The sequence below is a fragment of the Janthinobacterium sp. Bl 1 genome, from assembly GCF_058215535.1.
Map to the genome: position 1 here is coordinate 4,935,541 of NZ_CM177086.1, position 26,128 is coordinate 4,961,668.

The 26,128-nt window shown below is 63.8% G+C and carries 25 protein-coding genes; 6 read left to right on the top strand and 19 right to left on the bottom strand.

Features of this window, described 5'->3' with window-relative positions:
* Positions 1-3: 3 nt before the first annotated feature.
* The 17 genes from AC4BCN_RS22265 to AC4BCN_RS22345 all read right to left on the bottom strand — a co-directional run bounded on the left by AC4BCN_RS22265 (position 4) and on the right by AC4BCN_RS22345 (position 16,719).
* Complete coding sequence (locus AC4BCN_RS22265) at positions 4-615, bottom strand: LolA family protein (protein WP_490491776.1); 612 nt, start codon at positions 613-615, stop codon at positions 4-6.
* On the bottom strand, positions 612-1,067 hold the full coding sequence (locus tag AC4BCN_RS22270) for an acyl-CoA thioesterase (protein ID WP_230517310.1): 456 nt from the start codon (positions 1,065-1,067) through the stop codon (positions 612-614). Before AC4BCN_RS22270 ends, AC4BCN_RS22265 begins: the two co-directional genes overlap by 4 nt.
* The gene (locus AC4BCN_RS22275; RefSeq protein ID WP_490491777.1) at positions 1,060-2,628 is read right to left on the bottom strand and encodes an HAL/PAL/TAL family ammonia-lyase; all 1,569 of its coding nucleotides are present in this window, start codon (positions 2,626-2,628) and stop codon (positions 1,060-1,062) included. Before AC4BCN_RS22275 ends, AC4BCN_RS22270 begins: the two co-directional genes overlap by 8 nt.
* Positions 2,615-3,586 (bottom strand): lysophospholipid acyltransferase family protein, encoded by a 972-nt coding sequence (locus tag AC4BCN_RS22280; RefSeq protein WP_490491778.1) that lies wholly within the window; start codon positions 3,584-3,586, stop codon positions 2,615-2,617. Before AC4BCN_RS22280 ends, AC4BCN_RS22275 begins: the two co-directional genes overlap by 14 nt.
* Entirely contained in the window at positions 3,583-4,338 is a 756-nt protein-coding gene (locus AC4BCN_RS22285) for a glycosyltransferase family 2 protein (RefSeq protein WP_490491779.1), read from the bottom strand. Before AC4BCN_RS22285 ends, AC4BCN_RS22280 begins: the two co-directional genes overlap by 4 nt.
* On the bottom strand, positions 4,331-5,419 hold the full coding sequence (locus AC4BCN_RS22290) for a class I SAM-dependent methyltransferase (RefSeq protein WP_490491780.1): 1,089 nt from the start codon (positions 5,417-5,419) through the stop codon (positions 4,331-4,333). The genes AC4BCN_RS22285 and AC4BCN_RS22290 overlap by 8 nt, the downstream gene beginning before the upstream one ends.
* On the bottom strand, positions 5,413-7,245 hold the full coding sequence (locus tag AC4BCN_RS22295; RefSeq protein ID WP_490491781.1) for an ApeI family dehydratase: 1,833 nt from the start codon (positions 7,243-7,245) through the stop codon (positions 5,413-5,415). Before AC4BCN_RS22295 ends, AC4BCN_RS22290 begins: the two co-directional genes overlap by 7 nt.
* Positions 7,238-7,783: a COG4648 family protein gene (locus tag AC4BCN_RS22300; protein ID WP_490491782.1), complete on the bottom strand. Its 546-nt coding sequence runs from the start codon at positions 7,781-7,783 to the stop codon at positions 7,238-7,240. Before AC4BCN_RS22300 ends, AC4BCN_RS22295 begins: the two co-directional genes overlap by 8 nt.
* A gap of 3 nt (positions 7,784-7,786) precedes the next feature.
* Entirely contained in the window at positions 7,787-8,053 is a 267-nt protein-coding gene (locus AC4BCN_RS22305) for an acyl carrier protein (RefSeq protein ID WP_374106831.1), read from the bottom strand.
* Between the two features lie 19 nt (positions 8,054-8,072).
* Positions 8,073-8,327 carry a phosphopantetheine-binding protein gene (locus AC4BCN_RS22310; RefSeq protein WP_034750401.1) on the bottom strand — a complete coding sequence of 85 codons (255 nt, stop codon included), beginning with the start codon at positions 8,325-8,327 and terminating at the stop codon, positions 8,073-8,075.
* The gene (locus AC4BCN_RS22315) at positions 8,320-9,111 is read right to left on the bottom strand and encodes a lysophospholipid acyltransferase family protein (protein WP_485878505.1); all 792 of its coding nucleotides are present in this window, start codon (positions 9,109-9,111) and stop codon (positions 8,320-8,322) included. Before AC4BCN_RS22315 ends, AC4BCN_RS22310 begins: the two co-directional genes overlap by 8 nt.
* Positions 9,104-9,865 carry a beta-ketoacyl synthase chain length factor gene (locus AC4BCN_RS22320; protein WP_485878506.1) on the bottom strand — a complete coding sequence of 254 codons (762 nt, stop codon included), beginning with the start codon at positions 9,863-9,865 and terminating at the stop codon, positions 9,104-9,106. The genes AC4BCN_RS22315 and AC4BCN_RS22320 overlap by 8 nt, the downstream gene beginning before the upstream one ends.
* 685 nt (positions 9,866-10,550) lie before the next feature.
* Entirely contained in the window at positions 10,551-11,624 is a 1,074-nt protein-coding gene (locus AC4BCN_RS22325; RefSeq protein WP_128142353.1) for an ABC transporter ATP-binding protein, read from the bottom strand.
* A gap of 33 nt (positions 11,625-11,657) precedes the next feature.
* The gene (locus AC4BCN_RS22330; RefSeq protein ID WP_128142352.1) at positions 11,658-13,448 is read right to left on the bottom strand and encodes an ABC transporter permease; all 1,791 of its coding nucleotides are present in this window, start codon (positions 13,446-13,448) and stop codon (positions 11,658-11,660) included.
* A 69-nt stretch (positions 13,449-13,517) separates the two neighbouring features.
* The gene (locus AC4BCN_RS22335) at positions 13,518-14,615 is read right to left on the bottom strand and encodes an ABC transporter substrate-binding protein (protein WP_485878508.1); all 1,098 of its coding nucleotides are present in this window, start codon (positions 14,613-14,615) and stop codon (positions 13,518-13,520) included.
* A 43-nt stretch (positions 14,616-14,658) separates the two neighbouring features.
* Positions 14,659-15,654, bottom strand: coding sequence for a Bug family tripartite tricarboxylate transporter substrate binding protein (locus tag AC4BCN_RS22340; RefSeq protein WP_490491783.1), 996 nt, complete (start codon positions 15,652-15,654; stop codon positions 14,659-14,661).
* Positions 15,655-15,657: 3 nt separating this feature from the next.
* On the bottom strand, positions 15,658-16,719 hold the full coding sequence (locus AC4BCN_RS22345; RefSeq protein ID WP_128142349.1) for a porin: 1,062 nt from the start codon (positions 16,717-16,719) through the stop codon (positions 15,658-15,660).
* Positions 16,720-16,933: 214 nt separating this feature from the next.
* Between AC4BCN_RS22345 and AC4BCN_RS22350 the strand changes: the two genes are divergently transcribed.
* From AC4BCN_RS22350 to AC4BCN_RS22360, 3 genes are read left to right on the top strand one after another with little or no spacing between them, the layout of a single operon-like run.
* Complete coding sequence (locus AC4BCN_RS22350) at positions 16,934-17,656, top strand: response regulator (protein WP_490491784.1); 723 nt, start codon at positions 16,934-16,936, stop codon at positions 17,654-17,656.
* A 2-nt stretch (positions 17,657-17,658) separates the two neighbouring features.
* Positions 17,659-19,167, top strand: a complete 1,509-nt coding sequence (locus AC4BCN_RS22355; protein ID WP_490491785.1) for a sensor histidine kinase N-terminal domain-containing protein — start codon at positions 17,659-17,661, stop codon at positions 19,165-19,167.
* Positions 19,168-19,190: 23 nt separating this feature from the next.
* A complete protein-coding gene (locus tag AC4BCN_RS22360; protein WP_051991073.1) occupies positions 19,191-19,541 on the top strand; it encodes a ribonuclease E inhibitor RraB in 351 nt (116 codons plus the stop codon).
* 108 nt (positions 19,542-19,649) lie between these two features.
* On the opposite strand, the gene AC4BCN_RS22365 is transcribed toward AC4BCN_RS22360, so the two are convergent.
* Positions 19,650-20,972, bottom strand: coding sequence for a homoserine dehydrogenase (locus AC4BCN_RS22365; protein ID WP_034750424.1), 1,323 nt, complete (start codon positions 20,970-20,972; stop codon positions 19,650-19,652).
* A gap of 86 nt (positions 20,973-21,058) precedes the next feature.
* Entirely contained in the window at positions 21,059-22,288 is a 1,230-nt protein-coding gene (locus AC4BCN_RS22370) for a pyridoxal phosphate-dependent aminotransferase (protein WP_034750427.1), read from the bottom strand.
* Positions 22,289-22,711: 423 nt separating this feature from the next.
* On the opposite strand from AC4BCN_RS22370, the gene AC4BCN_RS22375 reads away from it, so the two are divergent.
* From AC4BCN_RS22375 to AC4BCN_RS22385, 3 genes are all read left to right on the top strand, one after another.
* Positions 22,712-23,104: an Mth938-like domain-containing protein gene (locus AC4BCN_RS22375; RefSeq protein ID WP_070311121.1), complete on the top strand. Its 393-nt coding sequence runs from the start codon at positions 22,712-22,714 to the stop codon at positions 23,102-23,104.
* Positions 23,101-24,774: a glycosyltransferase family 39 protein gene (locus tag AC4BCN_RS22380; protein WP_485878519.1), complete on the top strand. Its 1,674-nt coding sequence runs from the start codon at positions 23,101-23,103 to the stop codon at positions 24,772-24,774. The genes AC4BCN_RS22375 and AC4BCN_RS22380 overlap by 4 nt, the downstream gene beginning before the upstream one ends.
* A 206-nt stretch (positions 24,775-24,980) precedes the next feature.
* Positions 24,981-26,117, top strand: a complete 1,137-nt coding sequence (locus AC4BCN_RS22385) for a DegT/DnrJ/EryC1/StrS family aminotransferase (RefSeq protein ID WP_485878521.1) — start codon at positions 24,981-24,983, stop codon at positions 26,115-26,117.
* Positions 26,118-26,128 lie beyond the last annotated feature (11 nt).

The window sequence follows — 26,128 nt, forward strand, 5'->3', positions numbered from 1 at the left end:
CGTTCAAAACAGGGCCGCCTCTTGCGCCGTGATGGCGGACGGTCCCGTTTCAATCGCCGAGAACACGATGCTCGTGCGGTCGCCGCTCGCTTCGCTGATGCTGATGTTTTTCACGAAGGCGCCGCCATCGAGGTGGATGCTGCCGATGGCCTTGGCCAGCGCCGGCTGGCGCGCCTTCAGCGCCACCTGCCAGGTGCCGCCATCGATGCTGCCGTCCACTTCAAACAGCGTATCGAGTTGCGCCAGGTCGCCGGCCAGCAGCGAAAACAGCACGCTGTTGATCATCTTGACCACCGGCTCCGTCTTCGCGTCGAGGCGCATGGCCACGCGCTCGCCCTGGAAATGCACGATCTCGTCGCGCGTCAGGCGCAGGGTGTTCGGAAACGGCTGCAAGGTGCGCCACAGGACGCCTTTGCCGGCCACCACGCAAAAGCGGCCATTCGACGCCAGCGCCTTCTTCATGCCGGCCAGCTGCTTGCTCTGGTCGAAGCGGCCGCACAGCTGCTGCGGCTTGGCCAGCATGGCCTCGATCTTCGCTACCGGCGCGGCCGCGTGCAGCGGCGCCATCGCCAGCAGGCACAGGCCCGCCAGCAGGATTTTGAATTGTTTTTTCATACGGCCTTCAATCCCAATTTTTCAAACAGTACCGGCGGCGAGGCAAAGCACATCTCGCCGCTGGCGATATCGACGGCCACCTGCGTCGTGCTGGCGCGGTTCAGGCGCTTGCCCGTCGCGCTGTCGCTGACCAGGTACTCGATCTTCAAGCGGTCTTCCCACTCCACCAGGTCGGCGCGCAAGGTCAGGCGCTGACCAAAGGTGGCTGGCGCCACATAGCGCAAATGCATGTCGATCACGGGCCAGGCATAGCCGGAAGCCTTCATGTCGACGTAGTTGTAGCCGATGCTGTCGAGCAGCGCGCAACGCACCACTTCGAGGTATTTCACGTAGCGGCCATGCCAGACGATCTCCATCGGGTCGAGGTCGAAGAACTGCACCTGCATCTCCACTTCGGCGTGCCAGCGGCTGGGCGTGGCCTTCTTGCCGCGCACTTTATGCGTCTCAGTCATTCCCGGCTCCATACAGTGGCCACGCCTGGGCGCGCATGCGTTCGAGCAGCACGCGCAGTTCCGGGTCGAGCCGGCGGTCTTCCTCGACGGGTGCGATATCGGCGGCCAGCGCCTCCAGCATCGCCGCCAGCGCCGCTTGCGGCGGCACGTCGGGATTGACCTTGCAGCGCAGCCAGACGCCCTGGCGCACGGTAATCAGCAAGGCCGCAGCCACCTGCTCGCACAGTTCCAGCACGCGCAGGCAGTCGCGCGCGGCGATGGTGCCCATGCTGACCTTGTCCTGGTTGTGGCATTCGGTCGAGCGCGAAAACACCGAGGCCGGCATGGTCAGCTTCAGCGCTTCGGCCGTCCAGGCGGAGGCGCTGATCTGCAATGCCTTCAGGCCGTGGTTGATGGCCGCGCGCGGGCCGGTGGCGCCCGACAGATTGGCCGGCAAGCCCTGGTTGTAGCGGCTGTCGACCAGCAAGGCCATCTGGCGGTCCAGCAGGTCGGCCAGGTTCGCCACCGTATTCTTCATGCTGTCCATGGCGAAGGCGATATGGCCGCCGTAGAAATGGCCGCCATGCAGCACGCGCTCGCCTTCGGCGTCGATGATCGGGTTGTCGTTGGCGCTATTGAGTTCATTCTCGATCGACGAACGCAGCCAAGGCAAGGCATCGGCCAGCACGCCGATCACGTGCGGCGCGCAGCGGATCGAATAGCGGTCCTGCAGCCGCTTGCCATTGCGCTCCCAGGAATCTGTGGGCAGATCGGCGCGCAGCCAGGCCGCCACTTGCTGCATGCCGGGATGGGGCTTGACGGAGAACAGGGTCTCATCGAAGTGGTGCGCGTTGCCGTCAAGCGCAAACGAGGCCATGGCCGTGATGCGCGTCGTCAGGCGCGTCAGGTATTCGGCGCGCTCATACGCCAGGCAGGCCAGCGCCGTCATGACGGCCGTGCCGTTCATGATCGCCAGGCCTTCCTTCGGACGCAGGCGCAGCGGCGTGATGCCCGCTTCGCGCAGCGCCTGCTGCGCCGGCACCTGCACGCCGTCGCGCCACACTTCGCGCTCACCGCACAAGACGGCCGCCAGGTAGGACAGCGGCGTCAGGTCGCCGCTGGCGCCGACCGAGCCTTCGGACGGGATCAGCGGTAGCAGGCCCGCATCGAGCAGGCGCGCGATCTGCGCCAGCAGTTCCACGCTGACGCCGGAAAACCCCTTGGAGAGCGACGCCAGGCGCGTGGCCATGATGGCGCGCGTCTGCGCCGGCGTGAAGAATTCGCCCAGGCCGCAGCCGTGATAGGTGTACAGGTGGTGCGGCAGTTCGGCCACCAGTTCAGGCGGCACGGTCACCGTGCACGAGTCGCCGTAGCCCGTGGTCACGCCATAGATGGTGCCATCCTCGCGCAGCAGGCGGTCGAGGAAATCGGCGCCGCGCGCGATCGCCGCCAGAAAGATGGGGTCGCTGGACAGTTCGGCGCTGGCCCGGCCATGCGCGATGTCGGTAATGTCTTCGATGCGCAGGCGCTCGCGGTCGAAGCGGACGGCGCGCCGGGTGTTTTTCAGGTCAGCGAGTTGCATCGGGAGTATCCAGTCTTGAAGTATCGGGGAGTTGCCAAAAATCGTAGAAGTTGAACCATTCGAGCGGCGCGCGCAGGCAGTGATGCTGCAGGCGCGCCGCATAGGCGGCCGCCAGTTCGGCCAGCATCGTCTCGCGTGCCTTGCGCGGCAGGTGCAGCGACTCGCGGAACAGTTCGAAATGTATTTCGGAGCGCTGGCCGATGCGCATGGAAAACAGCAGATACACGGGGCATTGCAGCACGCTGGCCAGCACATACGGGCCGATCGGGAAAGCGGCCGGCTGGCCCAGGAACGGCGCCATCGCCACGCGCGGCTGCGGCGAGACGGGAACGCGGTCGCCGGCGATCACCACGAACTCGCCTTGCGCCACCTTTTCCGCCAGCAGCATGGCCGTGGCGGGCGTGATTTCCGTCACCTGCATCAGATTGAGCTGGCTGTCCGGATTGAGCGTCTCCAGCATGCGGTTGAACGCTTGCGCATGGCGCGTGTGCACGAGCACCGTCAGCTTCAAGCGCGTATTGCGCTGCGAGAGCACGCGGCACAAATCCAGGTTGCCCAGGTGGGCGCAGATCAGCAAGGCGCCGCGCCCCTCGTCCAGGCAGCGGTTGATGCCATCGTCGCCATCAACGCCGTGCAGGCTCACGCCACGCGTGTCGTACAGGCCGCCCCATAGCAGCATCTTGTCGAGGATGGTTTCGGCAAACGTGGCAAAGTGCCGCAGCACGCTCAGGTTTGCCGGACCGCCGCACGCCGCGACGCGGCGCAAGTAGCTGCGCGATACGCGGCGCGCACGCGGCTTGGTCAGCACGTACCAGGCCAGCACCGGGTACAGCACGATGCGGAAAGGCCAGCGGCCGAAGACGCGGCAGATCCAGAACAGCAGGCGCATGCCGGCCACGAAGCTGACTTCATTGAAGCCGGACCAGTGTCCGCGCGGCTGCTGTGGTGCTGCCGTCATCGCGCGCGCCAGTGGCGGGCCAGCAGGCGCGGTGCGCGCCACAGCATGCCGAAAAACAGCCGCGCGTGCATGCGCGAAATGAGCACGTTGTCGCGCCAAAGATCAAAATGCGAGACGCCGTCGCTGGGGTAACCGACGCGCGTGGGCAGATTCGCCATCGACAAACCATCCCAGTACAGGCGCACCAGCACATCGGTGTCGAAATTCATGCGCTGTCCCAGCATGGCACTCTCCGCCAACGCCATGAAAGACGCCAGCGGATAGACGCGAAAGCCGCACATGGAGTCGCGAATCTGCAGCGACAGGGTATTGATCCATACCCATACGTGCGTCGCATAGCGGCCGTAGTAGCGCGCCCTGGGTACCGAAGCGTCGTACACGGGGTAGCCAGCCACCACGGCCGCCGGCATGGCTTGCGCCTGCGCCAAGAAGCGCGGCACATCGTCTGTTTCATGCTGGCCGTCGGCATCGATCTGCAGCGCATGGCTGTAGCCTTGCGCATGCGCGTGGCGGCAACCCGTCAGCACCGCCCCACCCTTGCCCAGGTTGTGCGCATGGCGCAGCAGGGTCACGCGCGACGGATGCGCGGCGGCCAGCGCATCCAGGATGCGCGCGCCGGCGTCAAAGCTGCCGTCGTCGACGAGGATCAGCGGCACGCCATGCGGCAGCAGGCGCTGCACCACGGCGCCGATCGCGTGTTCATGATTGAACACGGGGATCACGATGCAGGGTTGAAAACGCACTTCAGTCACTATGTGCTCCGGCGCGGCCAAAGCGCAGCAGCGAATGGCAATAGCCGATACCGTCGCGCGTGGTCAGCAACTCCAAACCGGCCGCTTGCGCCAGGCGGATGTAGTCGGTGCTCTGGTAAATCTTGCTGTTACCGCTGGCCATGGCCGTGAAGTACGGCGAGGTGTTGATCAGGCAGTAGGCGGCGATATCGTACTGCTGGCGGTCCCAGAAGGTATCCATGATCAGCACTTGCCCGTTCGGCCCCAGCGCCTGCGCCACGCGGCGCAGGATGCTGGCGATGGCCGGCTCGCTGAAACAGCTGAGAAATTGGCTCATCCAGATCAGGTCCATGCCGGCCGGCAGCGGCGCCGCGTCGTCGAGCAGGTCGCAGGCGTGCAAATGGGCCCGCTCGCGCACGCCTGCATCGGTGAGGGTCCGGTCGGCTACCGCCAGTTGGCGCTCGAGGTCGACCAGGTGCAGTTCCACGCCCGCATGGTAGGCCAGCGCCGCACTGGCGAACTTGCCCGTATTGGCGCCGATGTCCATGATGCGGCGCGGCGCCGTGGCGAAGACGTCCGGGAAGATCTCGGGGAACGATGTATCCGAATAATGGTGATCAAAGGCGAACCAGCTGCCCTTGGCTGGCTCCGACAGGGCCGACAGGCCCTGGTACAGGGTGGGCCAGTCGCCCAGTGCGACCAGTCCCAGTGGCTGCTCGGCGTCGAGCGAGCGGTCCAGGTCGAACAAGCCCTGGTAGCAGACGTCGTGCATGAAGTCCAGGTTGACCTGGGTGATGCTGTCCGTCAGCATGCAAAAACCGACTTTATCGAGCACATACGCGCCATCGCGCAGCGAGACGACGCCGGCCGACAGGCACGATTCGAGCGCCACCTTCAGCGCATATTCCGTCCAGCGGCCGCTGGCGGCCATGTCGGCGATCGTCAGGCCGCTGTGGCCCGTGTCGGCCAGCGCCTGCAGCATGCCGCGCTTCCAGGCATAGCGCACGCATTGAAAGACGACGGGACCGAAAGCGATTTTTTGCGCCTCGAAACGGGCGGCAAAGGCGGTCTGGCGTTCGGGTGAGAATTTTTTATCTAACATGCGCTCGCTGCTGGAGTGGGTGTATCGGTGCCGCCATCGGGAACGGCAGCGGCATTCGGGTGAAACAGGATGCGGCCGCTGGCATGCTGGCCGGCGTCCGACTGATAACGAAATTGCAGGCTGGCCTTGGGCGCGTCGTATTCGAACGCCAGCCGCACGGGCCGGTCCGGCAGCACCGGCTGCTGGAATTTCAACGCATGCATGGCGCGGAACCGCGCGGGCAGGTCCAGGTGCTGGCGCGCGAAGTGCAGCGCCCACTCCACTTGCACCACGCCGGGCAGCAAGGGCGCGCCCGTGAAATGGCCCTCGAAATAGAACAGATTCGCCGGGACGTGCAGCTCGAACAGCAACCGTGGCGTTTCACCTTCGGCCGAACGCTCGATCAACTGCGCATGCGGCAAGCGGGGTTTCTCGAGCAATGCCAGCAACAGCGCCTGCGTCGTCTTGCCCTGCGCATTGATGGGCAATTGTTCCAGGTAGCGCCAGCGGCGCGGCAAGGCAATGGCGTCGACCTGGCCACCCAGCGCCGTTTGCAGCTGGCGGTTCAGTGCCAGCTTGCCTTCGGCGTTGAGCAGCGCCCGGCCAGCGGCGCTGCAGACAATAAAGGCGGCCACCTTCTGACGCTCGCCGGCCGGCGCATCGCACAGCAGCACGCGCGCGTCCAGCACCAACGGCGTGGCCAGCAATGCCGCTTCGATGGCATTGAGGGAAATGCGTTTTTCTTCGATCTTCACGATGCGGTCGCTGCGTCCCAACAACTGGAAGCGTCCTGGCGCCGTGTCGCGCGCGCGGTCGGCCAAACATAGCCAGCCATCGTCGGCCAGGTGCGCCGAACGCACTTCCAGCGCGCCGTCATCCAGCAGGCGCCAGTCCACGCCAGGAAAACCCTGCCAGCTCTCGTCGTCAGGGCGCTCTGGCACGCGCTGGCGCCAGGCGACGCCACCGGTCTCCGAACTGCCGTAGATTTCGCGCGGCACGCGGCCCAGCAAATGCCCAGCCGCCAGCGCGCTGTCCAGGGCCAGCGGCCCGCCCGAGGAAAACACGGCGCGCAGTTGCGCCCGCGCGCCGGACCAGTCGATGTGTTCCGGCAGGCGTTTCAGGTGCGCGGGGCTGGCGGCCAGCACGCAGGGACCGCGCGCCAGCAAGGCCGCCAGCTGTTCCGGATAATCCACACTGTGCGCATGCACTGCACGCCCGGCAGCCAGCGGCCACAAGACCTTGAACAGCAAGCCGTAGATATGCTGGTGCGAGACGGTGGCGACGACGGCCGCGCCATTGGCATGTTCGCCAAACAGCTGCTCCAGCGTGACCACCTCGCTGGCCAGCTGCGAGAGTTTTTTCGGGATCGCTTGCGCCGCGCCCGTGCTGCCGGAGGTGTACACCACCAGCGCCGGGAAATCGTCGGCAAGCTGCGTCCACGCTCGCTCGGCCAGGCTGTCCGCTGGCAGCGGCAGCGGCGCATGCGCAGCCGGGAACTGCCCCAGGAAACCATCGACGGACGCAGCCAGCGAAGCGCAGCTGGCCGGCAGCGTATCGGCCGTCAGCCAGACGGTCTTGCCCGCCTGCCAGGCACCCAGCAAGGCTGCGCCAAACTCGATGCTGTCGTCCAGGTACAAAGCGAAATGGCGGCCGGCCTGGCCTTCCAGCAAGCCGGCCCAGGCGGACATGCGCGCCGCAAAGTGCGCGTAATCGAGCACCGCGCCATCGCGCCAGCCGACGGGCATGGCCGGCGGGCGGCCATGCATGGACAGCGCAAGGCGCGCCAGCGGGGAAATCGGCGGATGTGCGTCAGGCGCGGGGGCTTGCGGCAACGAGGATTCAGGCATGGTGCAAACGCTTAAAACGCAGGCGGACGAGATACTCGCCGCCAAATAACAGAGCCATCAGGATATAGGCGATGACGCCCGTGTACAGCGACCAGACGGCTTCGCTGGCCCACAGTGCCGTACCCAGCGCGATGCCGCCATTGACGATGAAAAATCCGCACCAGACTTGTGTCACGCGGCGCGTATAGCGCACGGCGGCGGGCGAAAAATCCTTCTCGCGCAAGCGCGCCAGGCGTTCCACCACCGACGGCGGCGCCCACAGGCTGTAGCCGAAAGTGGCCAGCAAGACGACATTGACCAGTACCGGATACAGTTTCAGCGGCAGCAGCAGGTTGCTCCACAGGGCGATGGCGGCCAGCAGCAGCGCGGCGGCCACCGACCAGCGTGCGGCGCGCTGCAGCTTCAGCGCGGGCAGGCGACAGACGGCGGCCAGCAACAGCAGCAGCGCCAGCCAGCGCGGCTCGACTTGGCCGTGACCGAACCAGATCGCCAGCGGATACAGTACGGTCAGCAGCAACGCGACGGCATTGAGCAGCACGCGTTATGCCGCCTGTTCCGACACCGACATCGCGCGCAGTGCTTCGACCACATCGTCGATCGTGCGGATGGTCTTGAATACTTCCGGCTGCAGGCGCTTGCCCGTCAGCTGCTTCAGCTTGACCGCCAGGTCGACCGCATCGATGCTGTCGATATCGAGTTCGGCGTACAGATTCGATTGCGGCGTCAGCGCCGCCGGATCGAGCTCGAACATTTCGGCCAGCAGCTGCACCACCCATGCGTACAATTCATCGCGGCTCATTGCGCTCATATCTACCATTTGCTGCTCCTTACTTCTTTCTGTGAGTGTCAACCATCGCCGCCAGCGCCCGTACCGAGGCAAAGTGGCGGCGCGTATCGGCCGAATCGGCCGACAGGGAAATGCCGTATTTTTTTTGCAGGGCGACGCCCAGTTCCAGCGCATCGATCGAATCGAGCCCCAGGCCTTCGACAAACAGGGGCGCATCCGTATCGATATCGGCAGCGCTCACGTCTTCCAGTTGCAGCGCCTCGATGATCAGTTCTTTCACTTCTTGTTCAAGCATGTTGTTCCTGTTTCCCGCTAAAGTAATGTTGCAGATGAGTGGTCAAGGTACGCGCCGCCATCACGTCGCTGGCGCCACCGCCGGTAAACTCGCCGATCGCCAAGTCGTCCTGCACGGCGATCTCGAAATGCGCACGGCGGGCCGGCACGCGCCACCATGGTTCGCCCTTGCCCAGAGTCCTGGGCAGGCAACGTATCAGCACGGGCGTCACGTCGCGGCGGCCGCGCACGGCGATATTCGCCGCGCCGCGCTTCAGCACGACCTCGCCACTGCGTGGCGTGCGCGTGCCTTCCGGGAAAATGATCAGGTTGTTGCCGCGCTCCAGCGATGCCAGGCAGGCGTCCACCAGTTCGGCGCCGCCCGTGTTATTGATATAACCTGCCGCGCGCACGGGGCCTCCCGTAAACGGGTTATTCCACAAATCGGACTTGACGATGCAATCGGCCTGCTTGACATACGCCATCAGGAAAATCGTGTCGATCAGGGTCGGATGATTGGCCAGGATCAGCAAGCCGCCGCGTTCCAGCTTGTCGAGACCGCGCAAGTCGTAGCGCAGCACGCCGAGAAAACGCATCAGGCCGATATACAGGCGAAAACTCCAGCGGATGATGGCGCGCGCGCAAGCGATGCGCGTTTCGCGCCGCCACACCAGCACCTGCAGCACGGGGAACACCAGCACGCGCAGCAGCAAGCCGCCGAGGCCGAAGGCGGCGAAACTGAGCGCGGTCGCGATGGTACGCCAGCCTATCGATATGCCGGCGCGAACAGCCTCCAGCTTACGCATGGCGGCTCCAGCACCATGCCTGACGGTTGGCCGCGTGCTCGAACGTGCGGGCCTCGCCGAGCATGAACCGCAACACGGCAAGGCTGCCCGGCAGGGCGCCGGCGGCAGCCGCCAACGCATCATCACTGCCGCGGGCGCGCCAGGTCAGGCTGAAAGCGGTGCCCGGGGTAGCCTCGGCCTGCAGCAGCCAGGCAAACGCATGCGACTGCTCATGACAGTCTTCAAAAGCTTCGAACGGCACTGGCAAGGGACACTCCGCCAGCACCAGCAATACCTGCGCTGCGCCATCGGCCAGCAAGCCGCATGCCTCGATCACCGCGGCTTCAAGGCTGGCCGCACCGGCGGCGATGGCCAGCTGATTCGCCGTATCGGCGCGGGCGATGGAAAACAGGCCTGCGCTGGCATTGTGCACGGCCATGCCGAACGCCGTCGGCGACAGGGGTTCGCCCTGGGCCAGCGCCGACAGCAGTTCGACGGCGCGCGCCACCTCGCCGTGGCGGGAGCAAAAGACGAGCGGAATATCGCGTTGTTCGCCGAGACAGGCGTACGCCACTTCGAGCGCCATCTTGCCCAGCTGACCGGCGCGGCGGCGCAGCATCGGCGCCATCGCACGCACGCCCGGCTCGCCGGCAGCGGCAATCGGCGCGACGGGCAAGGCGCTTTGCGCCCACGCGCGCCATTGCTGCGGCGTTTCCAGACCCGGCGCCCATGCGGCGTGTCTGACAATTGAAAAACGGACACCATCGGTGCGCATATGCATTTTCCTGAGCTCAAAAAAAGGGCGAACTCACGTCAAAACCGCGCAAAAAGCCTCGCCGGCGTTCTTTTCAAATTATAAACGATGGAAGTAAAAATAACTAAAATAAATGGCCGTGAGGCAACTTTTTAAATGCAAATACAAAACCCGTTTTTTAAAGAATACCCCGCCTTAGTTACTATTTGTAACACTCCCATCCATTGTCTTCCGATGGAAAAATCGGCATTCTCCGGCAAACTGTCGGCATTCTCGGAACTGGCGTTTTTTTATCCATGACCAAGACAAGCCGCGCATGCGACATATAAGAGCGTTGTTTTTAGATAACACATACGGCATGGCGCAACGGCGCCCCCATATTACCCGCGCATGGCGGCAGCGAGGATTAAAGGGTGCGCGGCAAGGACAATACAGAGCGTTTGCTTTATGCCAGTTCCAGCCGGTCCATTCAACTCTGGCGGCTTTGTCTTGTCAGCAGGGAAAAGAATGGAGAGGTCAGCAGTGCCATCCACGGCCATGGCAAAGAGGGCGGTGGCATGGCGCCAGCGTGAACGGCACGGCGCCGGCGATCACGGCATATGGAGAATAAGGAAGGCCGGCACGGGCGCCGTGAAATACGGGGGCGATGCAAAACCGGTGGCCAGCGCGGCACAGACTGCGCGCCAAGGTGGCCACCGCGGTACCGTTAAAACACCCAGAGCTTATCGGCCGGCATGTGCAGCCAGTACTTGCCCGCTTCGAGCTTGTGGCGCGAGTACGCGCGCAGGCTGATGTTCTCGGCGCCGCCACGCTCGAACAGGCATTCCCAGCGGTCGCCCAGGTACATGCAGGTCAGCAGCGGCAGCTCGATGGCGTTGTCCACCTGCGTGGCGCTGATCTTCACTTCCTCGACGCGTATCATGGTCGTCACTTCCGTGCCCACGTTGGCGCCGCGCGCCACGCCCTGCATGGAGGCGCCATCGACCAGCAGGCGCACCTGGTTGCCTTCGCGCTGCACCACCTTGCCGGGCAAGCGGTTGTTACTGCCCATGAATTCGGCCGTGAACAGGGTATCCGGCGTTTCATACATGCTTTGCGGCGTGCCCTGCTGCTCGATCTTGCCGTTATTGAGCAGCAAAATGCGGTCGGAAATGGCCATCGCCTCGCCCTGGTCATGCGTCACCATCAGCGCGGACAGGCCCAGGCGCACGATCAGTTCGCGCAGGAAGGCGCGCGCTTCCTCGCGCAGCTTGGCGTCCAGGTTCGACAGCGGTTCGTCGAGCAGGATCACGGGCGGGTTGTACACCAGCGCACGGGCGATCGCCACGCGCTGCTGCTGGCCGCCGGACAGCTGGTGCGGATAGCGCTCGCCCAGGTGCCCCAGGCCCAGCTGCGTCAGCACTTCCTTGATGCGCGCGGCGATTTCCGTGCTGCCCATCTTGCGCAATTTGAGGCCATAGGCGACGTTGTCGAACACGGTCTTGTGCGGCCACAGCGCGTACGACTGGAACACCAGTCCCAGGTTGCGGTGCTCGGCCGGCATTTCGAAATGCTTCGCGCCATCGAAGACATTGCGCTCGCCGATCTCGATCGTGCCTGCCTTCGGGCTTTCCAGCCCGGCGACGGCGCGCAGCAAGGTGGTCTTGCCGCTGCCCGAAGGCCCCAGCAGGGCGACCACTTCGCCTTTTTTCAGGTGCATCGAGACACCCTTCAGTATCTGGTTGGCGGAGGCGCCGGTGCCGTAGTCCAGGTGCAATTCATTGACGGTCAATTCATTCATGATGTGGTCTCAGTCTATTCTTAGTTATGCAACTCAGTTGTGTAACTTCACGCCGAAGCGCAGCGCGATGCCCAGGCCGATGGCCACCAGGGTGATATTGATGAAGGACAGCGCCGCCACCAGGTCGGTCGAACCACCCGCCCAAAGCGATACCAGCATGGCGCCGATCACTTCCGTGCCCGGCGAGAGCAGGTACACGCCCGTCGAATATTCGCGCTCGAAGATCAGGAACACCATCAGCCAGGCGCCCAGCAAACCGTATTTGATCAGCGGCAGCGTTACGTCGCGCGTCACCTGGCCACGGTTGGCGCCGACGGCGCGCGCCGCCTCTTCCAGTTCCGGGCCCACTTGCAGCAGCGCGGTGGAAATCAAACGCATGCCGTAGGCCATCCACACCACCGAATACGCAAGCCACAGGGCGAAGATCGTCGAGCGCACTTCGCGCAGCACCGGAATCACATGGCCGCTCAGCCACAGGGCCACGCCGTTGTCCATGCCTTTCAATATGCCGTCGAGCCAGGCCGGCACGAACAGGAACACCCACAGGAACGACAGGCCTGCCAGCAAACCCGGCACGGCGCGCGGCACCAGCACGCTGTAATCGAGCAGGCGCGTGACGCCGTCCTGCTTGCGGTGCATGGCCAGCGCGATGAAGCTGTAGCAGCCGACGGCCAGCGCGCCGCCGACGACGCCGATCAGGATCGTGTTGACGATGCCGCGCACCAGCGAAGGCTGGTCGAAAATATCGCGGAAATGCTGCAGGGTCAGCACGTCGGCCAGGTGCACGCCCTCGCCCCAGTACTGCACGAAGGAGCGCAGCACGATGCCCGTCAGCGGCAGGATGATGGTGAAGATCAGCCAGCCCGCCAGCAAGGCAAAGGCCAGCCACTTCCAGCGGCCCAGCGGCATGGCCTTGCTGCGCGCGCCCTTGCCCTTGATCGACACATATTTGTTGGCGGACTTGAGCAGCCAGCGCTGTATCATCACCAGCGGCATGGTCACCATCACCAGGCAGACGGCAACGGCGGCCATCAGGTGGTACGACGGCGTGCCCAGTTTGTTCGTCAGCTTGTACAGATAGGTCGGCAGCACCAGGTGGCCTTCCGGATCACCGAGCACCAGCACCAGGCCGAATACTTCGAAGCCGAGGAAGAACACCAGCACGCCCGCATACGCCAGCGCCGGCATGATCATCGGCAGCGACACGTTCAGCATGACCTGCACCGGTGAAGCGCCGGCCACGCGGGCCGCTTCTTCCACGTCCGAACCCAGGCTTTTCAGGGCCGACGAGGCATACAGGTAGACGTGCGGCACGTGCGTCAGGCCGGCGATGATGACGATGCTGGTGAAGGAATAAATATTCCAGGGCACGAAGCCGAACAGCTCCTTGGCCCAGACCGAGTAGAAGCCCACGGGCCCCATCGACACGACGTAGCCAAAGCCCATCACCATCGGCGAGACAAAGATCGGCACCAGCAGCATGGGCGCCACCCAGCCGCGGCCAGGCAAGTCGGTGCGCACCATCAGGAAGGCCAGCATGCCGCCCAGCGGCACGGCAATGACGGTCAGGCCGCAGGCGAGCATCAGGCCATTCTTGAAGGCCATCGAGAAATCGGGATCATCGAAGATGAAACGGTAAGAGTCAAAGCCGAATTCGCGCACCGGCATGAAAAACGGCGCGTTCAAAAAGCTCTGGTAAAAAATCAGGAACAGCGGCAGGAAAATGGCGACCATGGTGATCGCCACGACCACGCCGCGCGGCCAGTTCAGGCGCGACAAGGGAGAGCGCGACCGTGCAGGCAGCGGCAAGATAGCAGTTTGCATGATGAATCCAATGAATGAAGGGTGCGGCATCCGTCCGCGGGCACGCGCCTGCGGACGGCCAGGACGGCGTTACTTCTTGCCGGCTGTTTCTTTCCATTGCTTCAAGAAGGCCATGCGCTTGGCTGGCCCCAGGAATTGCAGGATGATCGGGTGCACCGGCACCGGCTTGATGTTGGCTGCGCCGATTTCCTTGATCAGGTCCGCCGAGGTGGTCTCGCCCGTAACGTCGGCGCGAATCGCGTACAGCTTGGCGCCGTTCGAGATGATGGTCTGGCCGCGGTGCGACAGGATGTAGTCGAGCCACAGCTTGCTGGCGTTGACGTTCTTCGCGTTCTTGTTGATGAACTGCACGCGCGACAGGATCAGGGTGTAATCCTTGGGCAGCACCACGCCGATCGACGGGTCGGTCTTGGCACGCACCAGGGCGTAAGAGCCCAGCACGTTATAGCCGATCAGGTTTTCGCCCGACGAAATACGCTCCATCATGGTGCCCGTCGACGACTGCACGCGCACCTTGGCCGTACCGAACGCGTTTTGCAGCGCCAGGAACTGTGGATATTCCTTCGCATCCTGCGACATGAACATGAAGCCCACGCCCGACTTTTCAATGTCGTAGGTGGTGACCTTGTCCTTGAATTTCGGCGTGGCGATCAGCTTGACGAAGTCGTCGTGGTTCTTCGGCACTTCCTTCGGGTCGAGCAAACGCTTGTTGTAGACGATGGCGGCCGGCTCGAACGTGGTGCCGTAAGCCTGATCGTCCCACATGGCCCAGCCGGGGATCTTGGACGCTTCGACCGACTTGTATTTCAGGGCGTAGCCGTCCGAGGCCAGGCGCATCTGCAAGTCCATCGCCGACGACCACATCACGTCGGCCGTGTTGCCGCCGGCGGCCACTTCGGAAATGAAGCGGTTATACACTTCCGTCGAATTCATGTCGTTGTATTCGACCGAGATGCCCGGATACAGGGCGCTGAAATCCTTGATCAGCGGCGCGGCAGCCTTGCTGTCGGTGGCGCTGTAGATCACCACCTTGCCTTCCTTCTTGGCCGCGTCGATGATCTTCTGGTAGTCGGCCGGATAACCTGCCGGCACCTGCGCGAAAGCGGCGCCGGTGCTACCCGCGAAAGCGGCTGCCAGGGCGATGGCGAGAATGGTCTTGGTTTGCATGGTTTGTCTCCGTCTGTGATTGTTGTATGGTTTGCTATTGGATTCAGCGCATCAGGCCCAATTCGGCCGCCTGCCTGGAGTAGCGTTCGACTGCCTGGTTCACGTACTGCGTCAATTTGTCACCCGTCAGCGCGAACGGATACATGCCCGATTGCGTGCGCCACTGGGCAAACTGCGGCGTGGCCATCGCACGGTCGAACGTGGCCACCCAGCGCTGGTAATCCGCTTCCGGCACCTGTGGCCCCATCCACAGGCCGCGGATGATGGGCCAGACCACGTCGATGCCCTGTTCGCGCGCCGTCGGCACGCTGGCCAGCACGCCGGGCAGGCGCTTTTCCGACAGCACCGCCAGCACGCGCGCATGGCTGTCGCCCGCGTTCAGGGTCGCTTCGGAGGTATCGCCCGACATCACCTGCACGTAATCGGCCTGCATCGCCGTGAAGATCTCGCCGCCGCCCTCCAGCGCCACGAAGCGCAGCACTTTCGGGTCGATGCCGGCCTTGCGCGCCACCAGCGCCATCTTCAGCCAGTCCTGGCTGCCGATGGTGCCGGACACGCCGATCAGCACCTTGTCGGGGTGGCGCTTGAGCGCGGCGATCAGGTCGGCCAGGCTCTTGTAGGGCGAGTCGTTGCGCACGGCGATCATGCCGTAGTCGGCGCCCAGCGCCGCCACCCAGCGCACGTCGCCCGTCTTGGCGTTGCCGAACTTGCCTTGCGCCAGGTTCAGCAACGAGCCGCCCGAAAACACCACCAGGGTGTTGGCTTCGGCACGCCGGCGCTGCGAACCCATCGAACGCCACGCCACCGCGCCGATGCCGCCCGGCAGATAGCTGATGCGCACCGAGGACGCGAACGGCGCTGCCGCCGCCGGATCGGACTGCAGCAAGCCTTTCTGCGCCAGCTTGCAGGTCAGGTCCATGGCGCCGCCCGGCTTGGACGGCACCACGCAGTCGACGTCAAGCGCGGCGGCCGTTGCCAGCGCGGGCAGCAACGCGGACAACAACAGCAGCGACAGGAACACGGTGCGCAGCATGGTCATGCCTTAGAAGCGGTGCTGGATGCCGGCGATCAGGCCACGCTGCGTGTCGCCGAAACCGGCGTCGTCACGCGACAGGCTGACCAGCTGGTTGTGCTTGGCCTTGGCATAGGCGCCGGCCACATACAGGTCGGTGCGCTTGGACAGGGCATAGCGCACGCGCGCCACGTACATGATCGGATCGGCATCGAGGTTGGCCGCCACGTTTTTCACGTCCTGGTAGTAGATCACGCCCGTCAGGGTGATGACCGGTGTGGTCTTGTAGCTGACGCCGCCCCAGTACATGGTGCCGCGCACGTCGGCCTTGCCGGAGGCAGCCGGATCGAGCTTGTAGTCACGCGCCGCAGCCTGCACTTTCCACGGGCCGTCGTCGTACATGGCGCCCAGGTGATACACGGTGGTCTTGTCGCGCGCGCCGCCGGCGATGGTGTTGCCGTTCACCTGTTCATACGTGGCCAGCAGGCTGACAGGACCGGTCTTGTAGGTGACGGCGGTCGACAGCTTGGCGCTGTCCGAGCTGCCCGTCGACTGTTCGCCGAAGCCGTACGATGCGCCGTAGCTGAAGCCGCCCGTCTTGCCCGAGTACTTGACCATATTGTCGAAGGCCGTCGTCATGCCGTATTTGCTCGGGCCCGTCGCGTTGGCCGAAGTGGCCCACGAGTAGAACGGCGCATAGGCCATCGGATCGAACGGCAGCACGAAGTCGTACACGGTGGTGAACGAGCGTCCCAGCACGACGCGGCCAAACGCGCCTTCCAGGCCCACGTTGGCCTGGCGCTTGAACAGCGCGCCGTCGGCCGCGCCCGTGTCGACGAGGATGCCGCCTTCCAGATTGAAGACTGCTTTCAGGCCGCCGCCCAGGTCTTCGCTGCCCAGGATGCCCCAGCGCGAAGTGTTCATGCCGCCGGAGCTCACCTGCGTCATCGAGCTTTTGTTCGGGCCAGCGTTGCTGGTGTTGCTGATGCCGGCGTCAAGACGGCCGTACAGGGTAACGTTCGACTGGGCGTGGGCGCTGCCGGCTGCGGCGAGTACCGCCATGGCGGCCAGCGAGAATGCAGTTTTCTTCATGTAGAGTGTCTCCCTTAGATATAGTTATTAGTGATATGCCTGATCAATTTCATGAATCAGGATCACACTATATGATCGCGATCCTTTCAATTCGCTTTCAGACTGACAGGTGTCGCCGGCCAGCCACAGGCAATACCAACAAATTCATTGCGGCCCCTGTCGGCGGCGTGCCGACAGGCTTACACTGCACCCATTCAAACGAATGGCGGAGACCATGCGCATATTATTAGTGGAAGACCATCTGGAGCTGTCGCACTGGCTGGCAAAGGCCCTGCGCGACGCGCACCTGACGGTGGAGACAGCCCACAACGGCGCCGATGCCGACGCCCTGCTGCATACGCAGGAATATTCATTGGTGCTGCTCGACCTGACCCTGCCGAAGATGGATGGCCTGGACGTGCTGCGCCGCCTGCGCGCGCGCGGCGGCACGCGAGGCAAGACTCCCGTCATGATACTTACGGCGCGCGGCGGCCTCGATGAAAAAGTGCAGGGCCTGAACCTGGGCGCCGACGACTACATGGCCAAGCCGTTCGAACTGGCCGAACTGGAAGCGCGCGTAAAAGCCCTGCTGCGCCGCAGCCAGGGCAACGAAGCGCTCGTGCATACGTGCGGCGCCCTCAGTTTCGACACCGTCACGCGCATGTTCAGCTATGGCGGCGCGGCGCTGGCCCTGACGCCGCGCGAACACGCCGTGCTCGAAGCACTGATCACGCGCTCCGGGCGCGCCGTCTCGAAGGAAAAGCTGTTCGACGAAGTCTTCGCGCTGGCCGACGACGCCAACCTGGATGCCATCGAACTGTATATCCACCGCGTGCGCAAGAAACTCGAGAGCGGCGTCGAAACCGGTTCGCCCGACGGCGCCGTCATCACCACCCTGCGCGGCATCGGCTACCTGCTGCAGCCGCGCAGCGCGATGGCGCCGGCCGCGTCAAAATGACCGTGCGCGCGCCAAGCCTGTCCCTGTTCGAGCGCCTGCGCCGGCGCTGGGCGCAGGGCCGGCCGCTGGGCAGCCTGCGCAGCCAGCTGCTGCGCTGGCTGCTCATCCCGCTGGTGATGCTGGTGCTGCTCGATGCCGTTTTTGTCTATCGCAACGCGCTCGACGCGGCCGACATGGCCTATGACCGCTCCTTGCTGGCGTCGACGCGGGCGCTGGCCGAAAGAGTCTCCATCGTCAATGGCAAGGTGGTGGCCGAAGTGCCTTACGTGGCGCTCGACAGCTTCGAGACCGACACCCTGGGCCGCATCTACTACAAGGTCACGGGCATCAACGGCGAGCTGGTATCGGGCTATGGCGACTTGCCGCCCGTGCCGAAAAACGTGCCCCGCTCGCAGAATTATCCGGCCCTGGTGCGCTTCTACCACGCCGACTACCACGGCAAGCCGATCCGCATCGCCGCCCTGCTGCAGCCCGTGTATGACGACTCGATGCGCGGCATCACCCTGATCCAGGTGGCCGAAACGCTGGACGCGCGGCGCGGCCTGTCGAACCAGATCCTGTTCGATACCCTGATCTGGCAGGCGGCGATGATACTGGTAATGGGCGCCCTCGTGTGGTTTGCCGTGCGCCTGGTGCTGCGCCCGCTGATGCGCCTGAAAACGGAAGTCGAGACGCGCACCCTGTCCGACCTGTCCGACGTCGATCCCACGCTGGTGCACAAGGAAATGCGCCCGCTGGTGAGCGCCATGAACGGCGCCATGTCGCGCCTGCAGCAGCTGATCGCCAGCCAGCGCCGCTTCATCGCCGATGCCTCGCACCAGCTGCGCACCCCGTTGACGGTGCTGAAAACCCAGGCCGAACTGGCCATGCGCGAATGCGACCGCCAGGCGGGCGCGCCGCCGGACATCGCCGCCCTGCGCGACATCGTGCGCTCGATCGCCGTCACCACCGATTCGACCGTGCTGCTGGCCAACCGCCTGCTGACCCTGGCCCGCATCGAGCATGGCGGCGAGAATCTGGCCATGGACACCGTCGCGCTGCGCGACATGGCGCAGCAGGTGGGACTGGAAATGGCCATGGCTGCCGTCGCCAAAAATATCGACCTGTCGCTGGAAGCGCCCGACGAAGCGCCCGTGCATGGCCAGGCCCTGCTGCTGCATGAGCTGGTGGCCAACCTGGTCGACAACGCCCTGCGCTACACGCCACCGGGCGGCAGCGTGATCCTGCGCGTGCGCGCAGCCGGCGCTGGAAACGAAACGGTGCTGGAAGTGGAAGACAGCGGCAAGGGCATCCCGCCCGCGGAACGCGAACGCGTGTTGACGCCGTTCTACCGGGTCGGCGCGGCGCTGGAAAGCAACCCTGGCGGCGCCGGCCTGGGCCTGGCCATCGTGCGCGACATCGCGGCCCTGCACGGCGCGCGCCTGGAGCTCGCGACGGCCGCGAATGGACATGGGCTGAAGGTTAGCGTGCAGTTCGCCCCAGCGGCAGCCGATGTTAAGATCGCGCCCTGAGATTTTAATGAAAGCCCGCAGCCATGATGACCAAAGACGACGTAACCGAACTGTTTGCCAATATCGCCGAGAACGCGCCCTGGGATTTGTCCCAGCCGCTGCTGTGGGGCTATTACTTCACCAACCCGACCTCCGAACCGTTGGAACAGGCCGCCACCCTGCTGGCGCTGCAGGGCTACCGCCCGGTGGAACTGTACCAGCCCGAGCTCGACGATCCGGCGGCACCGCCCGTGTGGGTGCTGCACGTGGAAAAGGCCGAAGTGCATGGTGTCGACAGCCTGCACGCGCGCAATGGCGAACTGATGGCGTTTGCGCAGGACAACCAGCTGGCCAGCTATGACGGCATGGACGTGGGCCCCGTCGCCGCGCCTTGAGCGGCGTAGGCGTAGGTCGGATTAGGTCCGAAGGGCCGTAATCCGACAACATCACGCATAAAAAAACGGCGCCCGCGGGCGCCGTTTTGCATGGCTCGCTGAAAAAGATCAGCTGAGGTTTTCCAGGCGGATCTTGGTGACGGTGCCCACCACGCTGTTCAACGCTTCCATCTTCTCGATGGCGGCCGTGACGTTCTTTTCCTGCGTCTGGTGCGTCAGCATGATGATGTCCGTGTGCGTCTCGCCCTCGGCCGGTTCCTTTTGCAGCATGGCGTCGATCGAGATGCCGCGTTCGGCCAGGATGCGCGTGAGGTCGGCCAGCACGCCCGGCTGGTCGGCCACGTGCATGCGCAGGTAGTAGCTGGTGGTGATTTCCGACATCGGCAAGATGGCGATATCGGTCATCGCGTTCGGCTGGAACGCCAGGTGCGGCACGCGGTGTTCCGGGTCGGCCGTGGCCAGGCGCGTGATGTCGACCAGGTCGGCGATCACCGACGAAGCGGTCGGCTCGGCGCCCGCGCCGCGGCCCGAGTACAGGCTGGCGCCGACGGCGTCGCCATGCACGAGCACCGCGTTCATGGCGCCTTCCACGTTGGCGATCAGGCGCTTGGCGGGGATCAGGGTCGGATGCACGCGCAGCTCGATGCCTTCCACGCCGTTGACGGTGGCGCGCTTGGTGATGCCCAGCAGCTTGATGCGGTAGCCCAGCTGCTCGGCGTAGCGGATGTCGACGGCATTGAGGTTGCTGATGCCTTCCACGTAGGCCTTGTCGAACTGCACCGGGATGCCGAAGGCGATGGCCGACATGATGGTGGCCTTGTGCGCGGCATCGACGCCTTCGATGTCGAAGGTGGGGTCGGCTTCCGCGTAGCCGAGTTCCTGCGCCTGTTTCAGCACGGTGGCGAAATCGAGACCCTTGTCGCGCATTTCGGACAGGATGAAATTGGTGGTGCCGTTGATGATGCCGGCGATCCATTCGATGCGGTTGGCCGTCAAGCCTTCGCGCAGCGCCTTGATGATGGGGATGCCGCCGGCGACGGCCGCTTCGAAGGCCACCATCACGCCCTTGTCCTGGGCGGCGGCGAAGATTTCGTTGCCGTGCACGGCCAGCAGGGCCTTGTTGGCCGTGACCACGTGCTTGCCGTTGGCGATGGCCTGCATCACCAGGGTTTTCGACAGGTCGTAGCCGCCGATCAGTTCAACGACGATGTCGATCTCGGGATCATTGACGATCAGGTGCGGGTCGTTGACGACCTTGCAGCCGCCGGCGACGAGCGCTTCGGCGCGCGCCACGTCGCGCACGGCGACGGCGACGACTTCAATGCCGCGGCCAGCGCGGCGCTTGATTTCTTCCTGGTTGCGTTTCAGGACGCTGAACGTGCCGTAACCGACATTGCCCAGGCCCAGCAGGCCGATCTTGATGGATTTCATAGTTGTGCTTGACTGCTCATAAGTGGCGCCCCCTAAGGCGGCGCCAGGTTGATCGGTATGATTGATCGAGATTGCTGCTGGCTGATTCAGCCCCGGCCGTGACGCTTGCGGTAACCTTCGAGGAAGCGCGCAATGCGCCCCATGGCCTCGGTCAGGTCATCGGAATTGGGCAGGAAGACGACGCGGAAATGGTCGGGCGCGATCCAGTTGAAGCCCGTGCCCTGCACGATCAGGACCTTCGCTTCGGCCAGTAATTCATAGGCAAACTGCTGGTCGTCGGCGATCGGGTAGATCTCCGGGTCCAGGCGCGGGAACATGTACAGCGCGGCCTTCGGCTTGACACAGGTGACGCCCGGAATATCGGTCAGCAGCTTGTGCGCCAGATCGCGCTGTTTCAACAGGCGCCCGCCGGGCCCCACCAGATCTTGTATGCTCTGGTAGCCGCCAAGCGCCGTCTGAATGGCAAACTGCCCCGGCGCGTTGGCGCATAGCCGCATCGAGGCCAGCATGTTGAGGCCCTCGATGTAATCTTTTGCGTGGCGCTTTTCGCCCGAGACCACCATCCAGCCGGAGCGGTAGCCGCAGGAACGGTAATTCTTCGACAGGCCGTTCATGGTGATGAACAGCACGTCGTCGGCCAGCGAGGCGATCGACACGTGCTCGGCTTCGTCGTACAGCACCTTGTCGTAGATCTCGTCGGCGAAAATGATCAATTGGTGCTGGCGCGCCAGTTCGACGATCTGCAGCAGCACGGACACCGGATACAGCGCGCCCGTGGGATTGTTCGGGTTGATGACGACGATGGCTTTCGTTTGCGGCGTGATCTTGCGGCGCATGTCCTCGATGTCGGGATACCACTCGTTCTGCTCGTCGCACACATAGTGCACGGGATTGCCGCCCGACAGGCTGACGGCGGCCGTCCACAGCGGGTAATCGGGCGCCGGCACCAGCACTTCGTCGCCACTGTTGAGCAACGCGTTCATCGACATGACGATCAGTTCGGAAGCGCCATTGCCCAGGTAAATGTCATCGATGGTCACGCCGGCGATATTCTTGCCCTGCGTGTAGTGCATGACGGCCTTGCGCGGTGCGAACATGCCTTTCGAATCCGTATAGCCGGCCGCATTCTGCAGATTGAGCATCATGTCGCGCACGATCTCGTCGGGCGGATCGAAGCCGAATACGGCCAGATTGCCGATATTGAGCTTGGTGATCTTGTGGCCTTCTTCTTCCATTTGCCTGGATTTTTCCAGGACCGGGCCGCGGATGTCGTAGCAGACGTCCGCCAATTTATTCGATTTCTGAATCGGTCGCAAAATAAATCCCTGTCGTGATGCGGCGCGGTGACCAGAACTTGCAGCGTGGCCGCCGCGCCAGAACTATGAACCCGTGAAACTGCGATGCGAAAGACTGCAAGGCGAAAACAACCATTCTCGCCGAAAACAGGGCATTTTATCAAATTAAACATGGCGAACCGCAGCATTTGACGCCGATTCTGCCACGCCGGCGCATCCGGACGGCAATCTGGCGGGCGCCATCTTCATCTTCCCTTAATCTTGCAGCATTACCATGGCGTCAGCATGCACCGCCACTGTGGCACCGAACATTGCAATTTGGAAAGGATGTTGCTTTTCAGTCGCTCTTTTTTGTCATTTATGGCATGCTTACGCCCTTGGCCGCGGCACGCAGTTTGGCCGCGCGCGCACCGATCAACCGACACGACCAGCCCCGATATCGCCATGAAACTCCACGCCAGCAGCACCCAACAATACCAGACTGTCACCGGCTATGACGAAAACGGCGTCGAGATCAATGCCCAGCCGTACAACTACAGCCTGATCGTCATGCCGGAAACACCGCCACGGGCGTGGGAAGTGGACAGTTTCGAGCAATTGAACGAGGCGCATTTCGCGCAAATCCTGGCCGACGCACCCGACGTGGTCATCCTCGGCACGGGCGAGCGCCAGCGCTTTGTGCATCCGAAACTGACAGCAGCGCTGACCATGCGCCGCATCGGCGTCGAATGCATGGATAGCCAGGCCGCCTGCCGCACCTACAATATCCTCATGGGCGAAGGCCGCAAAGTCACCCTGGCACTGATCCTGGCCCCGGCCGCAGGCAAGGCCGCATGAAAATCAATGTCAATGAACTGCACTCGTCACGGGTGCTGATGTGGTCCCTGCTGGGCATCTTCATCGTCGTCACGCTGTATGCGCTGGGTATCCGTACCCTGGTGCCGCCCGACGAAGGCCGCTACGCCGAGATGGCGCGCGAAATGTTCGTCACGGGCGACTGGATCACCACGCGCCTGAACGGCATCAAGTACTTTGAAAAGCCGCCGCTGCAAACGTGGATGAATGCGCTGACCTTCGCCGCCTTCGGCCTGGGCGAGTGGCAGGCACGCCTGTGGACTGGCCTGTGCGGCATCATCGGCGTGTGCATGACGGCCTACGCGGGCAAGAAAGTGTTCGGCCCGCGCGTGGGCCTGTATGCGGGTCTGGTGCTGGCGTCGAGCCTGTTCTGGCTCGCTTCGGGCCAGATCAATTCGCTGGACATGGGCCTGTCGGGCATGATGACCCTCACCCTGGGCAGCCTGCTGATCGCCCAGCGCGACGACGCCACGGCGATCGAGCGGCGCAACTGGATGCTGGCCTGCTGGGCCGCCATGGCGCTGGCCGTGCTGGCCAAGGGCCTAATCGGCATCGTGCTGCCGGGCGCCGTGCTGGTACTGTATTCGCTGTGTGCGCGCGACTGGCGCATCTGGACCCGTTTGCACCTGGTCAAGGGCTTGCTGGTGTTCTTTGCCATCGCCGCGCCGTGGTTCGTGCTGGTCGCGCTGCGCAATCCGGAACAGCCACATTTCTTCTTCATCCACGAGCACTTCCAGCGCTTCCTGATGAAGGGCCACAAGCGCGAAGGCGCCTGGTACTACTTCCTCGTGCTGCTCATTCCCGGCATCCTGCCATGGATAGGCGTGCTGCCGCAAAGCCTGGCCGCCGCCTTCAAGCGCCAGGAAGGCACCTTCCAGCCCCGCTTGATGCTGCTGATCTGGGCCGTCTTCATTTTCTTCTTCTTCAGCTATTCGACCTCGAAGCTGCCTGGCTATATCGTGCCCGTCTTCCCCGCGCTGGCCTTGCTGGTGGCGCTGTACCTGGAATCGGCATCGCGCCGCCAGCGCCTGTTCGCCGCCGGTCTGCTGTGTGTGCTGGGCGCGGCCATCCTGATCGGCGGGCCGATCGCCTTCAGCAGGGCCAGCGCACGCGACGCGGATGCCCTGGTCGCGCTCAAGGGCTACCAGCCATGGCTGATGGCGGCCGGCTTCTTCGCCCTGGCCGGCGGCGCCCTGGCCCTGCTGCATGCGCGCCAGCTGCGCCGCGACATGACCGTGCTGACGATTGCCGGCGCCGGCTTCCTGGCCACGCACTGCATCCTGGCCGGCTCCGAACTGTATGGCCAGAACCGCGCGGGCACCGACATGCTGCCGCAGATCCAGGCCGAACTGACGGCCGATACCAAGCTCTATTCGGTCGGCATCTACGAACAGTCGCTGACGTATTACCTGCAGCGGCCCGTGATCCTCGTCGATTACTGGGATGAGTTTACGTTTGGCCTGAAACAGCAGCCCGAGCTGTCCATTCCGAGCATCGAGACTTTCATCACGCAATGGACGAACGATGCCAACGCCGGCGTGCGCGACATGGCCATTATCAGCCTGGACCGTTACAAGGAATTGCAAGAGCGTGGCGTGCCCATGCGTGTTGTCGCCGAGGATGCGCGCCGCATGGTCATTGCCAACAAATAGTGTTTAACTGGGGCGCGAGGCAACATGGATCGCGCCCCCGGCCAGCTTGCCCCGCCCCCGCAGCAGCAGGATTTTTTCACTGCTGAACCGGCTGCGCCGCCATACTGACGATATAAAATAGCCATGCCTGCCGGCCGCGTTTGAGCGCACGGCAGCCTTGGCGACACCGATACCCTGACACCATACCGACCCAAGAGCCGCACCCCATGACTTCTACCCTGCCCTTTTTGCCATTTTCCAAACCCACCATCGACGAAGCGACCATCGCCGCCGTCGGCGAAGTGCTGCGCTCGGGCTGGATCACCAGCGGCCCGAAAGTTCAGGCCTTCGAAGCCCAGCTGTCCGAGTATTTCGGCGGGCGTCCCGTGCGCACCTTCAATTCGGGCACGTGCACCATGGAAATCGCGCTGCGCATCGCCGGCATCGGCCCCGGCGACGAAGTCATCACCACGCCCGTGTCGTGGGTAGCGACGGCCAACGTCATCATCGAAGTGGGCGCCACGCCCGTGTTTGCCGACATCGACCCCGTCACGCGCAATATCGACCTCGACAAACTGGAAGCGGCCATCACCGCGCGCACGAAAGCCATCATCCCCGTCTACCTGTCCGGCCTGCCCGTCGACATGGACCGCCTGTACGCGATCGCTGAAAAATACAATTTGCGGGTCGTGGAAGACGCGGCGCAAGCGTTCGGCTCCACGTGGAAGGGCAAACGCATCGGCGCGTTTGGCGACTTCGTCTCGTTCAGCTTCCAGGCCAACAAGAACATCACCACGGGCGAAGGCGGCTGCCTCGTCCTGAACAACCTGGAAGAAGCGAAACTGGCCGAGAAATACCGGCTGCAGGGCGTGACGCGCAGCGGCGTTGACGGCATCGACGTCGACGTGCTGGGCGGCAAATACAACATGAGCGACATCATGGCCGCCATCGGCCTGGGCCAATTTGCCAATATCGACGCCATCACGGCCCACCGCCGCGCACTGGCACGCCACTACTTTGAGCAATTCGGCAGCGACTTCGAAGCGCAGAGCGGCGCCCAGCTGCCCGTGCAGGATTTTGAAAACAGCAACTGGCATCTGTTCCAGATCATCCTGCCCGACAACGGCCCCGGCACGCGCGCCACCTTCATGCAGCAAATGGCGCAGCAAAACGTGGGAACGGGCTATCATTACGCACCGATCCACCTGTTTACCATGTACCGCGAACGCGGCTTTACCGAGGGCATGTTCCCCGTCTCGGAAAAGATCGGCCGCCTGACCGTGACCTTGCCGATGTTCTACGCCATGACGACACAGGACGTGGAACGCGCCGTCGCCACCGTCAAATCCATCCTCATCAAATGAGCAGCGCGCCG